This window comes from Microbacterium sp. AG1240, from assembly GCF_003635115.1.
Taxonomy (GTDB): Bacteria; Actinomycetota; Actinomycetes; order Actinomycetales; family Microbacteriaceae; genus Microbacterium.
In genome coordinates, this window is record NZ_RBXJ01000001.1 from 1,425,182 (window position 1) to 1,441,125 (window position 15,944).

Annotated in this window: 18 protein-coding genes; 13 read left to right on the forward strand and 5 right to left on the reverse strand. The window is 65.9% G+C overall.

Features of this window, described 5'->3' with window-relative positions; all coding sequences use genetic code 11:
- Positions 1-64: 64 nt before the first annotated feature.
- Positions 65-847 carry a hypothetical protein gene (locus DEU34_RS16210; protein ID WP_183042375.1) on the reverse strand — a complete coding sequence of 261 codons (783 nt, stop codon included), beginning with the start codon at positions 845-847 and terminating at the stop codon, positions 65-67.
- A 145-nt stretch (positions 848-992) separates the two neighbouring features.
- Between DEU34_RS16210 and DEU34_RS16550 the strand changes: the two genes are divergently transcribed.
- A complete protein-coding gene (locus DEU34_RS16550; protein WP_396652114.1) occupies positions 993-1,535 on the forward strand; it encodes a helix-turn-helix domain-containing protein in 543 nt (180 codons plus the stop codon).
- Between the two features lie 171 nt (positions 1,536-1,706).
- On the opposite strand, the gene DEU34_RS06725 is transcribed toward DEU34_RS16550, so the two are convergent.
- On the reverse strand, positions 1,707-2,756 hold the full coding sequence (locus DEU34_RS06725) for a DUF3800 domain-containing protein (protein ID WP_121149345.1): 1,050 nt from the start codon (positions 2,754-2,756) through the stop codon (positions 1,707-1,709).
- 210 nt (positions 2,757-2,966) lie between these two features.
- The gene (locus DEU34_RS06730) at positions 2,967-3,986 is read right to left on the reverse strand and encodes a hypothetical protein (protein WP_121149346.1); all 1,020 of its coding nucleotides are present in this window, start codon (positions 3,984-3,986) and stop codon (positions 2,967-2,969) included.
- Positions 3,987-4,173: 187 nt separating this feature from the next.
- Between DEU34_RS06730 and DEU34_RS06735 the strand changes: the two genes are divergently transcribed.
- A complete protein-coding gene (locus DEU34_RS06735) occupies positions 4,174-4,707 on the forward strand; it encodes a hypothetical protein (RefSeq protein WP_147424012.1) in 534 nt (177 codons plus the stop codon).
- Between the two features lie 535 nt (positions 4,708-5,242).
- Here DEU34_RS06735 and DEU34_RS06740 read toward each other — a convergent pair.
- Complete coding sequence (locus DEU34_RS06740; protein ID WP_121149772.1) at positions 5,243-5,800, reverse strand: recombinase family protein; 558 nt, start codon at positions 5,798-5,800, stop codon at positions 5,243-5,245.
- 260 nt (positions 5,801-6,060) lie between these two features.
- Here DEU34_RS06740 and DEU34_RS06745 point away from each other — a divergent pair, with 260 nt between their 5' ends.
- From DEU34_RS06745 to eno, 6 genes are all read left to right on the forward strand, one after another.
- A complete protein-coding gene (locus DEU34_RS06745) occupies positions 6,061-6,567 on the forward strand; it encodes a universal stress protein (protein WP_060915497.1) in 507 nt (168 codons plus the stop codon).
- Positions 6,564-7,307: a 2,3-diphosphoglycerate-dependent phosphoglycerate mutase gene (locus DEU34_RS06750; protein WP_055960826.1), complete on the forward strand. Its 744-nt coding sequence runs from the start codon at positions 6,564-6,566 to the stop codon at positions 7,305-7,307. The genes DEU34_RS06745 and DEU34_RS06750 overlap by 4 nt, the downstream gene beginning before the upstream one ends.
- Positions 7,304-7,807 carry a CrcB family protein gene (locus DEU34_RS06755; RefSeq protein WP_310793504.1) on the forward strand — a complete coding sequence of 168 codons (504 nt, stop codon included), beginning with the start codon at positions 7,304-7,306 and terminating at the stop codon, positions 7,805-7,807. The genes DEU34_RS06750 and DEU34_RS06755 overlap by 4 nt, the downstream gene beginning before the upstream one ends.
- Entirely contained in the window at positions 7,804-8,175 is a 372-nt protein-coding gene (locus DEU34_RS06760; RefSeq protein ID WP_121149348.1) for a CrcB family protein, read from the forward strand. The genes DEU34_RS06755 and DEU34_RS06760 overlap by 4 nt, the downstream gene beginning before the upstream one ends.
- A gap of 26 nt (positions 8,176-8,201) precedes the next feature.
- A complete protein-coding gene (locus DEU34_RS06765; protein WP_055960822.1) occupies positions 8,202-8,687 on the forward strand; it encodes an inorganic diphosphatase in 486 nt (161 codons plus the stop codon).
- A gap of 145 nt (positions 8,688-8,832) precedes the next feature.
- Positions 8,833-10,167 (forward strand): phosphopyruvate hydratase, encoded by a 1,335-nt coding sequence (gene eno / locus DEU34_RS06770; protein WP_083393829.1) that lies wholly within the window; start codon positions 8,833-8,835, stop codon positions 10,165-10,167.
- Here the strand turns inward: eno and DEU34_RS06775 are convergent.
- Entirely contained in the window at positions 10,152-11,084 is a 933-nt protein-coding gene (locus DEU34_RS06775; protein ID WP_208385475.1) for a LysR family transcriptional regulator, read from the reverse strand. The two genes, eno and DEU34_RS06775, sit on opposite strands and share 16 nt — an antisense overlap.
- A gap of 165 nt (positions 11,085-11,249) precedes the next feature.
- On the opposite strand from DEU34_RS06775, the gene DEU34_RS06780 reads away from it, so the two are divergent.
- The 5 genes from DEU34_RS06780 to DEU34_RS06800 all read left to right on the forward strand — a co-directional run bounded on the left by DEU34_RS06780 (position 11,250) and on the right by DEU34_RS06800 (position 15,845).
- Positions 11,250-12,314, forward strand: coding sequence for a TDT family transporter (locus DEU34_RS06780; RefSeq protein ID WP_240614499.1), 1,065 nt, complete (start codon positions 11,250-11,252; stop codon positions 12,312-12,314).
- Positions 12,315-12,454: 140 nt separating this feature from the next.
- Positions 12,455-12,883, forward strand: a complete 429-nt coding sequence (locus tag DEU34_RS06785) for a uracil-DNA glycosylase (RefSeq protein WP_228506156.1) — start codon at positions 12,455-12,457, stop codon at positions 12,881-12,883.
- 140 nt (positions 12,884-13,023) lie between these two features.
- Positions 13,024-13,626 carry a recombinase family protein gene (locus tag DEU34_RS06790; RefSeq protein ID WP_055960814.1) on the forward strand — a complete coding sequence of 201 codons (603 nt, stop codon included), beginning with the start codon at positions 13,024-13,026 and terminating at the stop codon, positions 13,624-13,626.
- A gap of 6 nt (positions 13,627-13,632) precedes the next feature.
- On the forward strand, positions 13,633-15,036 hold the full coding sequence (locus DEU34_RS06795) for a Mu transposase C-terminal domain-containing protein (RefSeq protein ID WP_121149349.1): 1,404 nt from the start codon (positions 13,633-13,635) through the stop codon (positions 15,034-15,036).
- Complete coding sequence (locus DEU34_RS06800; RefSeq protein ID WP_055960810.1) at positions 15,033-15,845, forward strand: AAA family ATPase; 813 nt, start codon at positions 15,033-15,035, stop codon at positions 15,843-15,845. The genes DEU34_RS06795 and DEU34_RS06800 overlap by 4 nt, the downstream gene beginning before the upstream one ends.
- The last annotated feature ends 99 nt before the right edge of the window (positions 15,846-15,944 follow it).

Consider the following 15,944-nt stretch of genomic DNA (forward strand, 5'->3'; position numbering starts at 1 on the left):
GCGGCGAGTCGCAGCCCGGCATCTGCACGAATACGGCAAGTGCCAGGCTGCGGTGCGCTTGACGCTAATCGAAGAGGCAGCCTGACGAGCGAACAGTGAACTCTTTCGCATTGCCGAAGAACTGCATCCCCCAGTTGCCGATGAAGGGTATGTTTGTGGGCTTATCTGGATTGAAGTCGTAGTTGTCCTTTACTGCCCAGCAGTGTTCAGATGTGCGGGCAACGGAGAACGCTCCGCTCGCCCAGTAGACGTCTCCGTCCGCCGCGGTCGCCAGGTACTGCTTACCGATGCCATCAATCTTGAGCTGCTTGGCCCACGCCATAAGGCGTGGGTCAGACGCGTAGAACGCGAAATCGACCTCGACTGTGCCGCCCGCCGCCGAGAAGTAGTAGTTCAGCAGGGAATTGGGCACATCCTGATTGGGCAGGAAGTAGTCGGCGGTGATGGCCTTCCGAACCTCAGCCGACGCTGGCGTTGTGGGCGTCGAGCAACGCGGCACTCCAGGCGTGAACCCGTCGTGTCCTGTCTTCACGAACACGTTGGGGATATAAGTTCCATCCGTCAACCTCTCCCACACGTTCGACGTTCCGGCGTCGCTTTTGACTGTGGCTCCGGTTGTCTCGCAAGCTACTTCGACCCCATAGCCGTCTGGAAGCGCTCCTCCAACACGGTTTGACTCCAACAATTCTGGTGTGGAGCGGGGATAGATGCCGATATGGGTCCAGCCGACCTCAAACCGCTCGGAACTTGCGTGTGCTGACGTCGTTCCCATCTGCATCGCGGTAACAATCGAGGCTACGGCCAGCGCCGCGGCGATCGTACGCCGCGGCGATGTGTTCGTGCTCATACGCCACTCCTTCGGTGCGAATGGCAACCCGCCGTCACCATCCAGTTCCAGGATGCGAGTCAGATCGGGAATGATGAAGATCTGCGCGACAGGTTGGGTCGAATCTGAGTCGGCAGAGGTGGGGGAGCTCGTGGACGATCGAGTGATGATAGGTCGCGCGATCCGTGCCGCGCGTTCACAGGCCGGGTTGTCACTCGAGGCCGTATCGAGGTTGGTTCCGGTGACGAAGTCATCCCTCCAGCGCATGGAGATGGGACTCGCGCACGCGACGCTTCCTGATTTGAGGAGTTTGGATGCCGCCCTCGGCACCGGCACCGAACTCGTGGATCTTTATGAGGCTCAACGCGCTCGCCGTAAGCCTCCGCAGTATTCGTTTCTTCGAGAGGTGCGGGAGGCCGGGCACAGATGGCCAGCCTCATGGGCGGGCGTGGTGTGGGTCTCGGTCTCACCGACTCAAGTGACTGCCGACCCGCTGAAGATTTCACTCATGTGGGGTCCATGGCGATTCGACACGACTACAACGGCGCCAGAAGTCGTACTCGAGAACTACAAGGTGCCCGACGATGTCAGCGTCGCTCTCCGCGTCACCAGCTCTCGCCTCGCGGACATCGGCTTCGGGACCGGTGAATATGCTCACCCGACTGCGCACGTCATCGATACAAGGGACCGATGGCGGCGCTCCGATTAGGTCAGCGTGGGCGCGTCAGTCAAGCAGCCGGGTTTTTGGGAAAGCGCAGCGAGCAGCAAGGTCAACGTCAACCAATCTGCTGGCATCGGATCCTCCTGCGGCAGTGCGCGATGGTGCCCGTCGCCGCCGGGAGTGGGCGGCCGCATTGGGCATGGCGATCACCGAGTCGCGCTAGAACTGCGAGAGCATCGCCTGACGGGCATTCTCGACGTTCATATTCTCCGGTATTGGCCACAGACTGGCTCCGCTGGCCATCGGGAGCAGGCTAGGACCCAGCGGATGCTGTTGCTCGTTGACGATCGATTCTCCGACGATGCGACCGATGCCAGCGAGCAGATCAGCGACTTGGACACGCGGATCCTCCTTCGAGTCGACCAGCCGAACATCAGTCAGCTCGCTAGCCAATCCTTGTCGCGAAGGGGCAATGTCCTCCGGGCGGGCGAGTGACCGCTTCGCCCACTCGATCTTCACCGGGGTCAATTCCTTCGCGGCATCGTGAATCAGCTCAATGGGCTTGCCTGAGATGGACGCCCAGAAGTGCACCGCCGCCCCGACTGCGGAGATGAGCGGATCCATAGTGCGAAGCCGTTCCTCAAGGCCGTCACCGAGTTGGAGCCTTGACAGTGACCCAAGATGGCTGAATCCAGCGAACACCGTACCCAGGACATCTCGTGCAACCGCATTCTCATCGGATAACAGCTTCACAGTGCTTCCTATCAAGCGTGCCAATAGCTGCTGCGCCTGGTCTGCGTCCTTCGCTCGCATGAAGTGCTGGAAGGTCATCAGGAGCATGTCCCATGCGGTCCCATAGCTCCGGGGCGCAACGAAGAAGAGCAGATTCGCTCCGGCAAGGGCGACCCCTGTCTCGTAAATGTCGTACCCGAGCTCATGCGCGAGTTCTTCCGCCGTCGAGTCGAACAGCTTCGAAACGACGAAGTACTTTTTGTGGGTGAGGTGCACAGACGCGTTCCCGTCGATCGAAGGATGCGAGAGCAGCCACTTGGCCGTGACGAGGTGCTGGGGCTGAAGGATCGTCTTCGATTTCAACTCCGTGGCCTGGCTGCGCGTGCGCGCACGGACCTCTTCCATCAGCGCGGCAGCTTCGTCTGGCAACAAGGTCACGCTGGCGTGGGCGAAGACCGTAGACCCCCCCGAGAGCAGGTTTTCGCCGTCGTTACCGGATTCATCACAGGCGACCACCAACGGCGTAGTTGCAATCACAGCGCGCCAGCCTCACTTCGATCCATCTCGAGACACCATCTTCCTCGATCCGGGCTACGCCGATCTGCAACGCTCGACGACCCGAGGGGACAGATTGATCATGGGGCTCGTACCCGGGTCGTTCTAGGCACGTCCGGAAGCCTCAGTATGCCCGCCGAGTCCGCGCCGAGAGGCGACCGGGCTCCCCGCATTATTAGTCAGTGAACCGCATCAGCGAGGCGGCACGAGCGCGTTGAGACGCCGCGCGCGTCTCGGACCAAAGCTGAATCCTGGAATCCGCGTGTCGATCTCCATCTTGACGACCTGCTCCCAGGACTCAGCGAGGACTCCTGGCGCAGTCCAGTCGGCGCGGCCGGGGATAGAGGCCATCTGGGTCGCCCAGCTTGAGACGTCGCCTCGACTTTGCAGTACCGCGCCCTGGTGGACGTTGTCGAACCGGTCGGTGACATCGTCAAAGTTCGCGGCGAGATTCCCTTCGAGATATGCATAGCCGAGACTGATGTCGAAGTTCGCCTGCTCGACGGTCTCGACGAACGGTGCGAAGGACAGTCGTCCGACGAACGTATGACCGTACACATACGGCACGTCGTTGACCGTGACTTGGCCGCAAACGACCCGGCAGTCTCCGCCCGGGCGACGACCATCCATCCACGCTCTCGCGTGAGCCTGATCTTCAGGTTCTTCGGGGTGGATGGCGGAGTTGACGCCCGGCTGGCTCAGCAGAGGGAATCCCGTCCACTCTCCGCGTACGTCCCGGTGCACGATTTGGGGCACGACCTCGGCGAAGAAGCGGAGGACCGCGATCATGGTCCCGGTGACCTCCTTCCCCTGAAGCTCCGCCTGGTAGTGCGGCTCGAGCGCTTGAGTACCCGGGCGAAGCCGAGCGACGACATTCGCCGGGACCTCGTCCCACACGGCGTATAGGCGGAACCCCAACGTGCCGCCAATCAGCGTCATGTTGTCGCTCGGCCGCACGATGTGAAGGACGTGCTGCTGGATGTTCCTAGCGAATTTGACCCCCTCGATAAGTCCTGCGGCCGGGTGGCGGTTGGTCGCGAAGAGGCTCAAGTATGCCGGCGCCTGCGCGATCTGGTTCGCAAGGAGGTCGTTCAAAGTCTGCGTCGCTGTCAAGAATCCGCGGATCCGCCGACCCAGGTCACCCGCACCAGCCGAGTCGGCGTAGTACTCAGCGACGGACATCTGGAGGTCCCGCATCGCTTCTGTGAGCATCGCGATCTCACTGCCCGTGAGCGGTACCGCTGGCGTCGGTCCAGATGATGGAGTCACGAGACGAAACTATCGTCGGTCGCGGGTCGATTTCATGCACGCTAAACGTGTCCACGAGAGGTCGCAGGGATCCCTATGCGTGCAGAAGTCCCCTTCTGCCGGAACGGCGCGGCCAGCTAGCCTCATGGCCATGAGTATCGAGCACAGCCCCACTAGAGTCACTGCTATTGCCGCAGGCAACGAGGGCCGCCTCTTCGAGCTGCTCGATGACTGGCTAAAGGTCGCAGGCGAGGGCGGCGCCTCGGCGGAGGCTAGCTATATCGACGTCGACCCTCAGACGAACCGGATAAAGCTGCATCGCGATGGAAGTCACAGCACGCTCGATGCCCATGGCGCAGTCAGCGACTGGGTCGCTGAGAAGCGTCGCTTGAGGATCGCTGAGTTCAGTGTCCACGAGTACCCCCAGGCGCTTGAGATCTGGCGACGGTTCGAAATTAGACTCCGAGATGGCGCCTACGTCGCCACCTTCGTGGAAGCAACCGGTGAGTACAAGGTCACCGCGGCCAATGGCGACGAGATCGGCTCAATCTCAGTTCGTCCGCAGGGGTGGGTAGGCAAGAGTCGATCGATTGATTCCAACTGGTCCGCGACGACTACGGAACCTCGCGACACCCCCCGAGAGGCGTTCGGTGTGCTGCTGCGGACGCTTGGCTTCAAGGGATAGGGCTTGCGTGAACCGATCGTAGATCCCTGAAGGACGCCTACGATCCCCACGCGGGCAATGCGCGATGGTCGCGGCTTGCCGGGCGTCATAGCAGCGCGGCGGCAGTGCGCAAGCCTCAGATCAGTGCAGTTCCCGGGCGTCGCGGATCGCAGAGATGTACTCCGCACCCGTCTTGGTAAGCAGATAGGCCCCGCGGACAACAATTATCTCGGGCTCGCCATCCATGTCGTCCCCGGGTAGCGCGACTCTGTGTTCAAAAGCTGGCTCTGTGTCGCATTATGCGAATCGGTTGCAGAGACAGTTTCTAGAACGCCTCCCGCGGCAAGAGACGCCCCTCGGCGTGCGCACGGCGGGTTGTCTCAGAACCATGGTTCTGAGACGCCAGGTCTCACCTGCCGACCGGACCCCTGGTCCGCGTTGATGGTGGGCGCGGCCGCCGGGACGGGCTCCTCAACGGTCACGCTTGTTCTGCAGGGCTGTGGATGTTTACGCTCGGTGGCGGCGTTCTGACGCCGCTCCGTGGCGCAGCTCGGCGTCAGTGGTCTTCGGTCAGGTGGCGGTAGATGGTGCCGCGGGAGACGCCGAAGGTGTCTGCGATCTGCTGGACCGTGTAGGTCTTCTCGTCGTACATCGCGCGCGCCTGCTTCGCCTTCGTGGGCGTCATCTTGAAGCGCCCACCGCCCTTACGTCCGCGGGCCCGAGCGGCGGCGAGGCCGTCGTGGGTTCGCTCCACGATCAGGTCGTGCTCAAACTCCGCGATCGCGGCGAGCATGTGGAAGAACAGCCGCCCGCCCGGAGTCGTCGTATCGATGCCCTGCGAGAGCGCCTTCAACCCCACGCCGCGCAGCTCTAGACCATCCGCCACTTCTTTCAAGTTCCGCACTGATCGGCCGAGACGGTCCAGCTTCGTCACGACGAGGGAGTCGCCGTCGCGCAGGTAGTCGAGAGCCTTCTCAAACTCGGGTCGCTTCGCGAGCACTCCCGAGGCGTGCTCCACAAATACCTTCTCGCAGCCGGCGGCCGTGAGCGCGTCGGTCTGCGCATCCGGGTTTTGGTCCCTGGTCGAGACGCGGGCGTATCCGATCGATGCCATGAGCTGACTGTACTGCGGACGTACCTTGCGACGCATAGCTCTCGGTGTGGGCAGCTTCGCTCCGTGTCGTCGGAATCGCTTCCTTCGGTGTCGGGACGTCGCGGGTGCGCGAGACGGCCCGCGTGACTTGGGGTTCGGGTGCATAATGGTGGTGTCTTCGGACCCGGTAGTGGGGCTTGCCGGACCCAACCTCGACAGTTGTCGACAACAGTCCCTATCTCAGCTGGTCGCGCTTCTGCGCGCCTGAGGTAGGGAGTGTCATGACAGCACCAATCGGTTCCGGACCGGTCGTCGTCGGCGTCCTGCCCGGCCTCGCTCCGGGGGTCATCGAGGTTGCGTCGTCTATCGCGCGGCGCTTCGGTACGACGCTGGTGTGCGTCAGCGTGGATGCATCGCTCTTCGATGCCGGTACGCGCTCGGACGGGTCGGTGATGGTGGAACCGATCGACCCTGACACCGCTGACACGACACCGCAGGGCTTGTCGGACAGTGACAAGGCGGCAGTACGTGCTGCCGCAACGACCTACGGCGTCGACGTCACGTTCGTCCCGGGTGTCGGGGATCCGAGCCGGGCACTGTCGCAGGTGGCCGAAGACCGCGACGCGGCGATGCTGGTCGTCGGGGCCAGGACGGGAGCGGGTCGAATCGCGGAGTTCTTCACGGGGTCGGTCGCGGTACGGCTGACCCATCAGCAGCACCGTTCAGTGCTCGTAGTGCCCGTTGATCCGGTCGGGTTCGATGCCCCACTGCCGTGGGACACCCCGTGACCGGCCAGCTTGTTCTGCTCCGCCACGGACAGAGCACTGCGAACGCTGCCGGTACCTTCACCGGCTTGCGAGACGTCGCGCTGACCGAACAGGGCAGCGCCGAAGCGAATCGGGCTGGGTTGCTACTTCTGCATGCCGGCATCCGACCGGACCTCGTGCTCACGTCGACGCTCGAGCGGGCGCTCCACACGGCGGAGCTCGTCACCGACGTCCTCGGACGTGATGCGCCGATCGAGTCGACGTGGCGGTTGAACGAGCGGAACTACGGCGCCCTCACCGGCATGTCCAAGCAGAATGCGCAAGCGGCGTTGGGGGCGGAGCAGTTCTTCGCTGTTCGTCGGACCCGCACGGGACGGCCACCACGCATGTCGATCCGCGCGTGGCTGGCGCTCCGGCGGACGCCGGCGCTTCGTGGACTGCCGTGGGCGGCACTTCGTCGAACCGAAACACTCTCCGACGTCATCCGCCGGGTCCAACCCGTCCTGTCGCACAGCATCACCCCGGCACTCCGCGACGGGCAGACAGTGCTCGTCGTCGCGCACGGCAACTCACTGCGGGCACTGTGTGCCTGCATGGACGGCCTAACTGACGGTGAGCTCGCGGACCTGAACCTCCCCACGGGCGAACCCCTGATCTACCGGTTCGACGGCGACGGTGGGTTCTGTCCGCGGGGTGGGGAGTACCTGCATCCGGCAGCACGAGCAGCAGCGGCAGCGGTCGCTGCGGAAGGTGGAACATGACCTCCCGAACGGACACGCACCTGCCCGATGGGCAGCTCCCGCCCGACCCAGACATCGACGCCAACGACCCGGAACGTATCGACCGGCCAGTGCATCCGCGGTGGCGGTACCTCGGTGTCGTCGCACTCGGCGGCGCCATCGGTACCGCCGCACGCGACGGACTCAGCACCGCGTTCCCCGCTCAGCAGGAGGTGTCCTGGGCGATCTTCTGGATCAACATCGCCGGCGCGCTCCTACTGGGTGTGCTGCTGGAACACCTCGCGCATCGCGGACCTGACGAGGGTCGCCGCCGGACACTGCGCCTGCTTCTGGGAACCGGTGTCCTCGGCGGGTTCACCACCTACAGCACCCTCGCGACCAGCACCGCGGTGTTGTTCCTCGCTGGCCGCGGGTTGGCCGGCACCGGGTACGCGCTCCTGACGGTCCTCGCCGGCGCGATCGCCACCGGTAGCGGCCTCGCGATCGCGGGTTTGGTCCGACCGAACGGGGCCACATCATGAGCGCCCTGGCCTTCCTCAGCGTCGCGGTCGCTGGCGGTGTCGGCGCGGCCGCACGGTTCTTCGTGGATGGTGCGATCAACCGGGGTCGGCAGTTCCGGCTCCCGGTCGGGACGCTGACGATCAACATCACCGGCTCGTTCCTGCTGGGCTTGATCACCGGCGCCACCGGTCACCTCGGCGCCACCCCCGTCGCGGTGCTCGGAACAGGGCTCATGGGTGGCTACACCACGTTCAGCACCGCCAGCTTCGAGACCGTCCGCCTCGCACGCACTGGCCGCACCACCGCGGCTGCCGTGAACGGGCTCGGAATGCTCGTCGTCTCCGTCGCCGCAGCCGCCGGGGGCGTCACCCTCGGCACCCTCACTTGACCATCCGACTGGGAGACGAACAGCTCATGCACTTCGACATCACGATCGAGATCCCCCGCGGCAGCGGCAACAAGTACGAGGTCGACCACGCCACCGGACGGATCCGCCTGGACCGGGCGGTGTTCACCAGCATGGTGTTCCCGCAGGACTACGGCTCGATCGACGACACTCTCGGCGATGACGGCGACCCCCTCGACGCGCTCGTGCTGCTGCCCCGGCCCACGTTCCCCGGCGTCGTCATCGACGTCCGCCCGGTCGGGATGCTCCGCATGGTCGACGAGAACGGCGGCGATGACAAGATCCTCACCGTCCCCGCCGGAGACGTCCGCTTCGACCACGTCCAGGACATCTCCGACGTCGCCGAGCCGGTCCTGGCGGAGATCGAGCACTTCTTCGCCCACTACAAGGAGATCGAGCACGGCAAGCACGTCACCACCAACGGGTGGGCGAACCGTGTCGACGCCGAAGCCATCATCCGCGCCGCACAGGAACGGTTCACCCCGCACCCCTGACCGGCACCCGCGCACCCGACACCATCCAGTGCGCGCCCTGAACCGCCGTGGGGAGGCAACTGGCGCCCAGTGATCGCCAGGAGGTCGTCCCTCCGCCTCCCCGCGGCCCACACCCGCACGACCAACCCGAAAGGCGACAACCGCCGTGAACGACTACATCAGCAACGTCCACCACACCACCCACCATCAGGGCGAGTACGTGACCCACACCAGCCGCCCCGTCACCATCAGCAGCCTGCACGGCTCCCGGATCCTCGACTCCCGCGGCTACCCGACGATCCAGGTGCGTCTCGAGCTCGAGGACGGCACCGTCGTCACCGGTGACGCCCCCGCAGGCGCATCCACTGGCGCGCATGAGGCTGTCGAGCTTCGCGACGGCGGCAGCAGCTACGGCGGCCGCGACGTGAGCCAGGCACTGCACCTCATCACGACGGACGTCGCACCGATGATCACCGGCCAGTCGTGGACCTCGATCGGGCAGGCCGACGCCGCCCTCGCTGCCCTCGACGGCACCCCGAACCACCGCCGGCTCGGCGCGAACAGTGTCGTCGCGACCTCGATCGCGATGGCACGCGCTCTCGCCGCCGCAGCGGAGCTGCCGCTCTGGCGTTGGATCGCAGACGTCACCGGCAGCACGCCCCGCCTGCCCGTCCCGCACTTCAACGTGCTCAACGGCGGAGCGCACGCAGCGAACGCGCTCGACTTCCAGGAGTTCATGATCGCCCCGGTGAACGCCGAGACCATGACCGACGCGGTTCGGATCGGATCGGACGTCTACCACGCGCTGGCGGCACTGGTCCGGGAACGGTTCGGCAGTCTCGGTCTCGGGGACGAAGGCGGCTTCGCCCCGTCGATCGCCGCGCCCGAGGAGGCCCTCGACCTCCTCGTCGCCGCGATCAGTGCCGCCGGTTACGAGCCCGGCGTGGACACCGTCGCGATCGCACTCGACCCGGCGGCGAACGAGTTCGCGCTCGGTGACGGTAGCTACCGGGTCGTGGACCGCCGGCTCGACCGCGCAGGCATGGTCGACTACTACCGCGACCTCATCAGCCGGTATCCGATCCGGAGTATCGAAGACGGCTTCTCCGAAGATGACCACGGCGGCTGGAAGGCGATGTCGTTCGCGCTCGGCGACATGCTCCAGATCGTCGGCGATGATCTCTACGTCACCGATCCGCAGCGCATCCGCGACGGTGGGAAGGACGGGCTCTCGAACGCGGCGCTCATCAAGCCGAACCAGATCGGCACCGTCTCCCAGACCCTCGACGCGATCGGCGTCGCACGCTCGCTCGGGATGCGGAGCATGGTGTCGCACCGGTCCGGCGAGACCACCGACACGTTCATCGCGGACCTCGTCGTCGGCACCGGAACCGGACAGATCAAGTCCGGCGCACCCGCCCGCGGAGAACGCGTCGCCAAGTACAACCGGCTCACCGAGATCGCGGAGAACAATCCGGAGCTGCCCTACGGGCTGCGCTGACCCCGACCGGTCACCTCGTGGGCGACGCGCAGGAAAGCAGAACCAGCTGGCTGAGGCTCTCCCGACCAGATCGCCCGCAACGGCCGGGCAAGTGGCGGCCCAGCGAGCGGGACCCGCACCAGCGACCCGTCGTTGATGTCGGCGGCGACCGTGCGAAGGCTCATCACCGCCGGTGCAATTCCAGCCTGCGCGTTCGCCCGGATGATGCTCGTGGTCTCCAGCACCGCGGCCGGAACCGACATGCTCAAACCGGCCTCCCTGAGCCATGCGGCGAGGGTCGCGCGAGTTCCGGAACCTTCTTCCCGCAGGAGCAGAGCCGTCGCCGCCAGGACCTCCGCAGTGATCCCGGTCGACCGAGCCCAGGGATGTTCCGGCGCAACGACGACCGCGAGCTCATCGTCCGCGATCACCTGCGCGGACACACCTGCCGCCGTCACCGGGGTCTCCGTGAACCCGAGGTTCGCGCCACCCGACTGCACGAGGTCCGTCACCGCGGCGGAGTTGCCCGCGATCAGGCGCACCCGCACGTCGGGTTCGCGGCGGCGGAATTCGAGCAGCCAGCCCGGCAGCAGCAGCTCCGCGATCGTCTGTGACGCTGCGACGACGAGCGAACCCGTGGGAGTCCGCAGCGCAGCCACTCCTGCTTCGAGGTGGCGAGACGCGTCGAGGACCGGTCCGGCCAGCCCGACGACGAGCCTGCCGGTCTCGGTCAGCACCGACCCCGTGGTCGAGCGGTGCACCAACAAGTGACCGACCATGCGCTCGGCGACCCGGATCCGAGCAGACACTGCCTGTTGCGTGACGCCGAGCGCTCCAGCGGCAGCGGAGAGGGAGCCGGTCTCGGCGACGCGTGCGAGCACGTCGAGTGTGTCGAGGTCGAGGGTTCGGTCCGTGAGTCGCCGTAGTGCCACAATCATTGATTGTGCCCTGCCAAGAGGTTCCGGGTACCGCCAGAGGCAGGATTCGCGCAGGCTTGGCCCATGACAACGCTCCGCACGGACCCTGCACCCGCGAACGGTAGCCAGCTGCCCCAACGGCCGCAGACGGCGTTGTTCCGTGACCTGGAGCGGCCAGGCCTGATCGTGTCGAATCTCACACCGAACTGGTTCGCGTCGATCATGGGCACGGGGATCGTCGCTGTCGCAGCTGCGTCACTGCCGCTGCAGTTCCCCGGGCTGCGCCTCGCGGCGACGGTCGTGTGGGCGATCGCCGCGGTGCTCCTCGTCGCCCTCACGACCGCGACGGTGCTGCACTGGATCCGCTACCGGAGCACTGCAGCCGGGCACCAGCTCAACCCGGTGATCTCGCACTTCTACGGCGCACCACCGATGGCGTTCCTCACCGTCGGCGCCGGGACACTCCTGCTCGGCAAGGACTGGGTCGGCCTGCCCGCCGCCGTCACCATCGACTGGGTCCTGTGGACCATCGGCACCATCGGAGGACTGCTCACGGCAGTGCTCGTGCCGTACCTGGCGTTCACCCGCCACGAGAACAAGCCCGACTCCGCGTTCGGCGGCTGGCTGATGCCGATCGTCCCGCCGATGGTGTCCGCCTCCACCGGTGCGCTCCTGCTGCCGTACGCCCCCGCCGGGCAGGCGCGGGAGACGCTGCTGTGGTCCTGCTACGGCTTCTTCGGCCTCAGCCTCATCACGTCGCTGGTCGTGATCACGCTGATCTGGAACCGTCTCGCGCAGCACAAGGTCGGGGCCGCCGGCATGGTCCCGACTCTGTGGATCGTCCTCGGGCCGGTCGGACAGTCGATCACCGCAGTGAACCTCCTCGCATCGAACGCCCCCACCGTTGTCGATGCGAGTACCGCGCATGCCCTGCTGGTCGTGGCGCTGGTGTACGGGTTCGCGATGCTCGGCTTCGCGCTGCTGTGGACCGTCATCGCCCTCGCGATCACCATCCGCACTGCCCGCGAACACTTGCCGTTCAGCCTGACTTGGTGGTCCTTCACGTTCCCCGTCGGGACCTGCGTCACCGGCCTGAACGGGCTCGCCCTGCACTCAGGCCTGACCGTCGTTGCCGTCCTCGCCGTCATCTACTACGCCGGCCTCGTCGCCGCATGGATCACCGTTGCCCTTCGCACCTTTCACGGATCCGTCATCCGTGGCACCCTGCTGGCACCGCCACAGCCGGCATGAGTACCCCCGAGGAACTCGCTGACGTTCGATCGCTGAACGGTCTCGCGGAGACGTGGCGGACCGCGCCCGACGGCAGCCGACGGTTCGTCCCGAGCTTCGACCCACGATCCGGCGGCAGATTCAGCCGTGTCCTGGTCCTGATGCAGTCGCCTGGCCCCCAGACCATCGCCGCAGCGCACGCAGCGATCTGCAGCGAGGACAACCCGGGCCCGACCGCGGCCGCGTTCCGAGCAGCCCGTATCGAGTCCGGACTCGCACGCGGCGAGTACGTCCGCTGGAACCTTGTCCCATGGGAACTGCCCGACCGCGTGCGACTCGAGGACATCGACGAGGGGCGGCATGCCCTCGCCACACTGCTCGCGGCCCTCCCCGCTCTCACTGCGATCGTCACGTACGGGGCCGTTGCCCTCGACGGCGTCATGCGACACTTCACCCTGGACGAGCACCCCCGACTCCTTCCGGTCATCGCAGCACCACATCCGTCTCCCGCCAACGGCCGCCACCGATCGGAACAACACCTCCGTTCCGTGCAAGCACTCCGGCTCGCCGCGCGAGCGCGGCAGACGTAACAAATACGAACGATTCCGCTACAACTATCCGTACCGGCGCTCAGTCCGGGTGCGAGGCGCCGTGTCTTGTAGCGGAACCCAGTCCCAGAATCTACGTGCCGCCACTACCCCTCCTGGTCGAGTTTCGCTACGTTCTCTTCATGGGTCACCTTCTCGGGTATGCGCGCGTGTCCACCACAGACCAGGACGCGTCGCTGCAGATCGACGCGCTCAACGCCGCTGGCTGCTACCGCGTGTTCGTCGACACCATGTCCGGGTCGCTCCAACACCGGCCCGAGCTCGACAAGCTCCTCGACCAGCTCCGCCCCGGCGACACTCTCGTCGTCTGGCGACTCGACCGGCTCGGCCGGTCCATCCGGCACCTCATCGATCAGCTGCACGCTCTCGCCGAGCGCGGCATCGGGTTCCGGTCCCTGCAGGAGACCATCGACACCACCTCGCCCGGCGGCCGGCTCGTGTTCCACGTCTTCGCCGCGTTGGCGGAGTTCGAACGGGACCTCATCAAGGAACGCACCAACGCCGGCCTCGCCGCCGCTCGAGCCCGCGGCCGCACCGGCGGCCGACCATCTCGGCTCTCCGCGGACCAGGTGCGCACCGCACGCCGGCTCTACGAACAGCAGGACATGACCGTCGCGCAGATCGGCGACGTGCTCGGCGTTAGCCGCACCACCATCTACCGTGCACTCGCGAAGCACGCCGAGCCCGTCGCGGCGCGACGAACCAAGCCTTCCCCAACGATGTAGCTGGCTATGGACGCGAGCGAGCGGTGGGGCATCCTTCGACTGCACGTCGAGGACGCCATCCCGCTCGCCACCCTGGCCCGCACCACGGGCGTCGCTGAGCGCACCCTGCAACGCTGGTTGGCCCGCTACCGAACCGGCGGATACCCGGCTCTCGCCGACGGCACCCGCACCGATCACGGCGCCCGACGGACGGCACCGGAACTGGTGCGCCTGATTGAGGGGCTCGCACTCACCAAGCCACGACCTTCGATCGCCACGATTCACCGCCAGGTCGACAATTACTGCACCAAACGAGGTCTCTCAGCGCCGTCGTACTCCGTTGTGCGGTCGATCGTGAACGGGCTTGATCCCGGGATGGTGACGCTCGCGCTTGAGGGGCCCGCGTCATATCGGGACAAGCACGAACTGCTGCTCCGACGTCGTGCGGATCGCCCCAACGCGATCTGGCAGGCGGACCACACGATGCTCGATCTGCTCATCGTCGGACCCGACGGCAAGCCCGAATGGCCGTGGTTGACGGTGATCCTCGACGACTACTCCCGCGCGGTCTGCGGGTACATGGTGTTCCTCGGCGCCCCATCCGCCGCGAACACCGCGCTCGCGCTCCGGCAAGCGATCTGGCACAAGCCGGAACCGGACTGGCCTGTCTGCGGGATCCCAGACGTGCTCTACACAGACCACGGGTCCGACTTCACCAGCCACCGAATCGGCGACACCGCCGCCGTGCTGCACCTCCGCATCATCCACTCGCAGGTCGCTCGCCCCCAGGGCCGCGGGAAGATCGAGCGGTTCTTCGGCACCATCAACACCGAGCTGCTCCCAACGCTCCCCGGCCACCTCGCACCCGGATCCTCGGCGCCGGCGCCGACGCCGGCGCTGGATCTCGCCGGTGTCGACAGTGCCATCAACACGTTCATCCGCCGCTACAACGCCCGCATCCACCGCGAGCTCCGGAAGAGCCCACTGGAAGCGTGGATCGCAGACGGGTGGCTGCCACGAATGCCGGACTCCCTCGAGCAGCTCGACGGGTTCCTGCTCACCGTCCCGACCACGCGTGTCGTGCAACGAGACGGCATCCACTTCGAAGGGCTCCGCTACACCGCAACCACTCTCGCACCCTTCGTGGGCAGCACCGTCAGCGTCCGGTACGACCCCCGCGACGTCACCGAGATCCGTGTCTTTCACCGCGACGCGTTCCTGTGCACCGCGATCAGTACCGCGCATCAGACCGAGACCATCAGTCTCAAGCAGATCCAGGCCGCCCGGAACGCGCAACGAAGAGCCCTGCGCGGGCAGATCCGCGAACGCATCGCGATCGTCCGCCCCACACCCGATGATCACACCCCACCAGCACCCGCACCGGCACCGGATCAACCGCGACTGATGACCTACGAGGAGGACCGGTCATGACGAGCCAGTTCATCATCACGAAGGAACACCGTCGGTTCGCGGAGTTCGCCGACGCCGTCCGGAAGCAGAACACCATCGGCGTCTGCTTCGGCCCCGCTGGCGTCGGCAAGACCCTCTCCGCACGCCGCTACGCCCACTGGGACAGCATCGGCCCGTTCATCGCCAGATGGGCCGCACGCAGCGAAGACGACACGAAGATCTACGCCGCCGCCCACCGAGCCCGCACCGTCTTCTACACGCCCGAGGTCTCCGCCACGATGCGCGCCCTGCAGGACGACCTCCGGCACGACATGCTCCGCACCGAACGCTGCATCGAGGAACACCTCCTGCTCCAGGGTCGCCACTTCGACCACGCACACGGCCCCAACCCGTCCCTGCTCGAGCTGATCATCATCGACGAGTCCGAACGCCTCACCGGCAACGCGATCGAGTGGCTCCGCGACCAGTACGACCGCACCGGCATAGCGATGATCCTCATCGGCATGCCCGGCATCGAGAAGCAGTTCAGCCACTACCCGCAGCTCTACAGCCGCCTCGGTTTCGCCCACCAGTACCGTCCGCTCGGCCACGACGAGCTGCTCTTCGTCCTCGAACGTCAATGGCGCAAGCTCGGCAAGACGCTCGACCCCGACGACTTCACCGACGCGCAAGCCATCGCCGCCGTCGAACGCATCACCCGCGGCAACTTCCGGCTCCTTGAGCGCCTCCTCCCTCAGATCCAACGCGTCCTGAAGATCAACGAGCTCGACGTCATCACCAACGACGTCGTCGAGGCCGCCCGCAGCACCCTCGTCATCGGCACCACCTGACCCGACACCGATCGCAGCGAAAACGACGACACAGAGCGAGGCTGCTCACAGGCCATGCGCTCGTCGGCGAAGAACAGGAAGGGCGACACCATCCCGTCA

Bases quoted from the DNA above. Each gene is read 5' to 3' on its own strand.
- DEU34_RS06775 (WP_208385475.1), bottom strand. From the start codon at position 11,084: ATGATTGTGGCACTACGGCGACTCACGGACCGAACCCTCGACCTCGAC.
- DEU34_RS06730 (WP_121149346.1), bottom strand. From the start codon at position 3,986: ATGCTCACAGAAGCGATGCGGGACCTCCAGATGTCCGTCGCTGAGTAC.
- DEU34_RS06800 (WP_055960810.1), top strand. From the start codon at position 15,033: ATGACGAGCCAGTTCATCATCACGAAGGAACACCGTCGGTTCGCGGAG.
- DEU34_RS06740 (WP_121149772.1), bottom strand. From the start codon at position 5,800: ATGGCATCGATCGGATACGCCCGCGTCTCGACCAGGGACCAAAACCCG.
- DEU34_RS06735 (WP_147424012.1), top strand. From the start codon at position 4,174: ATGAGTATCGAGCACAGCCCCACTAGAGTCACTGCTATTGCCGCAGGC.
- DEU34_RS06790 (WP_055960814.1), top strand. From the start codon at position 13,024: ATGGGTCACCTTCTCGGGTATGCGCGCGTGTCCACCACAGACCAGGAC.
- DEU34_RS06795 (WP_121149349.1), top strand. From the start codon at position 13,633: ATGGACGCGAGCGAGCGGTGGGGCATCCTTCGACTGCACGTCGAGGAC.
- DEU34_RS06785 (WP_228506156.1), top strand. From the start codon at position 12,455: ATGCAGTCGCCTGGCCCCCAGACCATCGCCGCAGCGCACGCAGCGATC.
- DEU34_RS06745 (WP_060915497.1), top strand. From the start codon at position 6,061: ATGACAGCACCAATCGGTTCCGGACCGGTCGTCGTCGGCGTCCTGCCC.
- DEU34_RS16550 (WP_396652114.1), top strand. From the start codon at position 993: ATGATAGGTCGCGCGATCCGTGCCGCGCGTTCACAGGCCGGGTTGTCA.
- DEU34_RS06765 (WP_055960822.1), top strand. From the start codon at position 8,202: ATGCACTTCGACATCACGATCGAGATCCCCCGCGGCAGCGGCAACAAG.
- DEU34_RS16210 (WP_183042375.1), bottom strand. From the start codon at position 847: ATGAGCACGAACACATCGCCGCGGCGTACGATCGCCGCGGCGCTGGCC.
- DEU34_RS06755 (WP_310793504.1), top strand. From the start codon at position 7,304: ATGACCTCCCGAACGGACACGCACCTGCCCGATGGGCAGCTCCCGCCC.
- DEU34_RS06760 (WP_121149348.1), top strand. From the start codon at position 7,804: ATGAGCGCCCTGGCCTTCCTCAGCGTCGCGGTCGCTGGCGGTGTCGGC.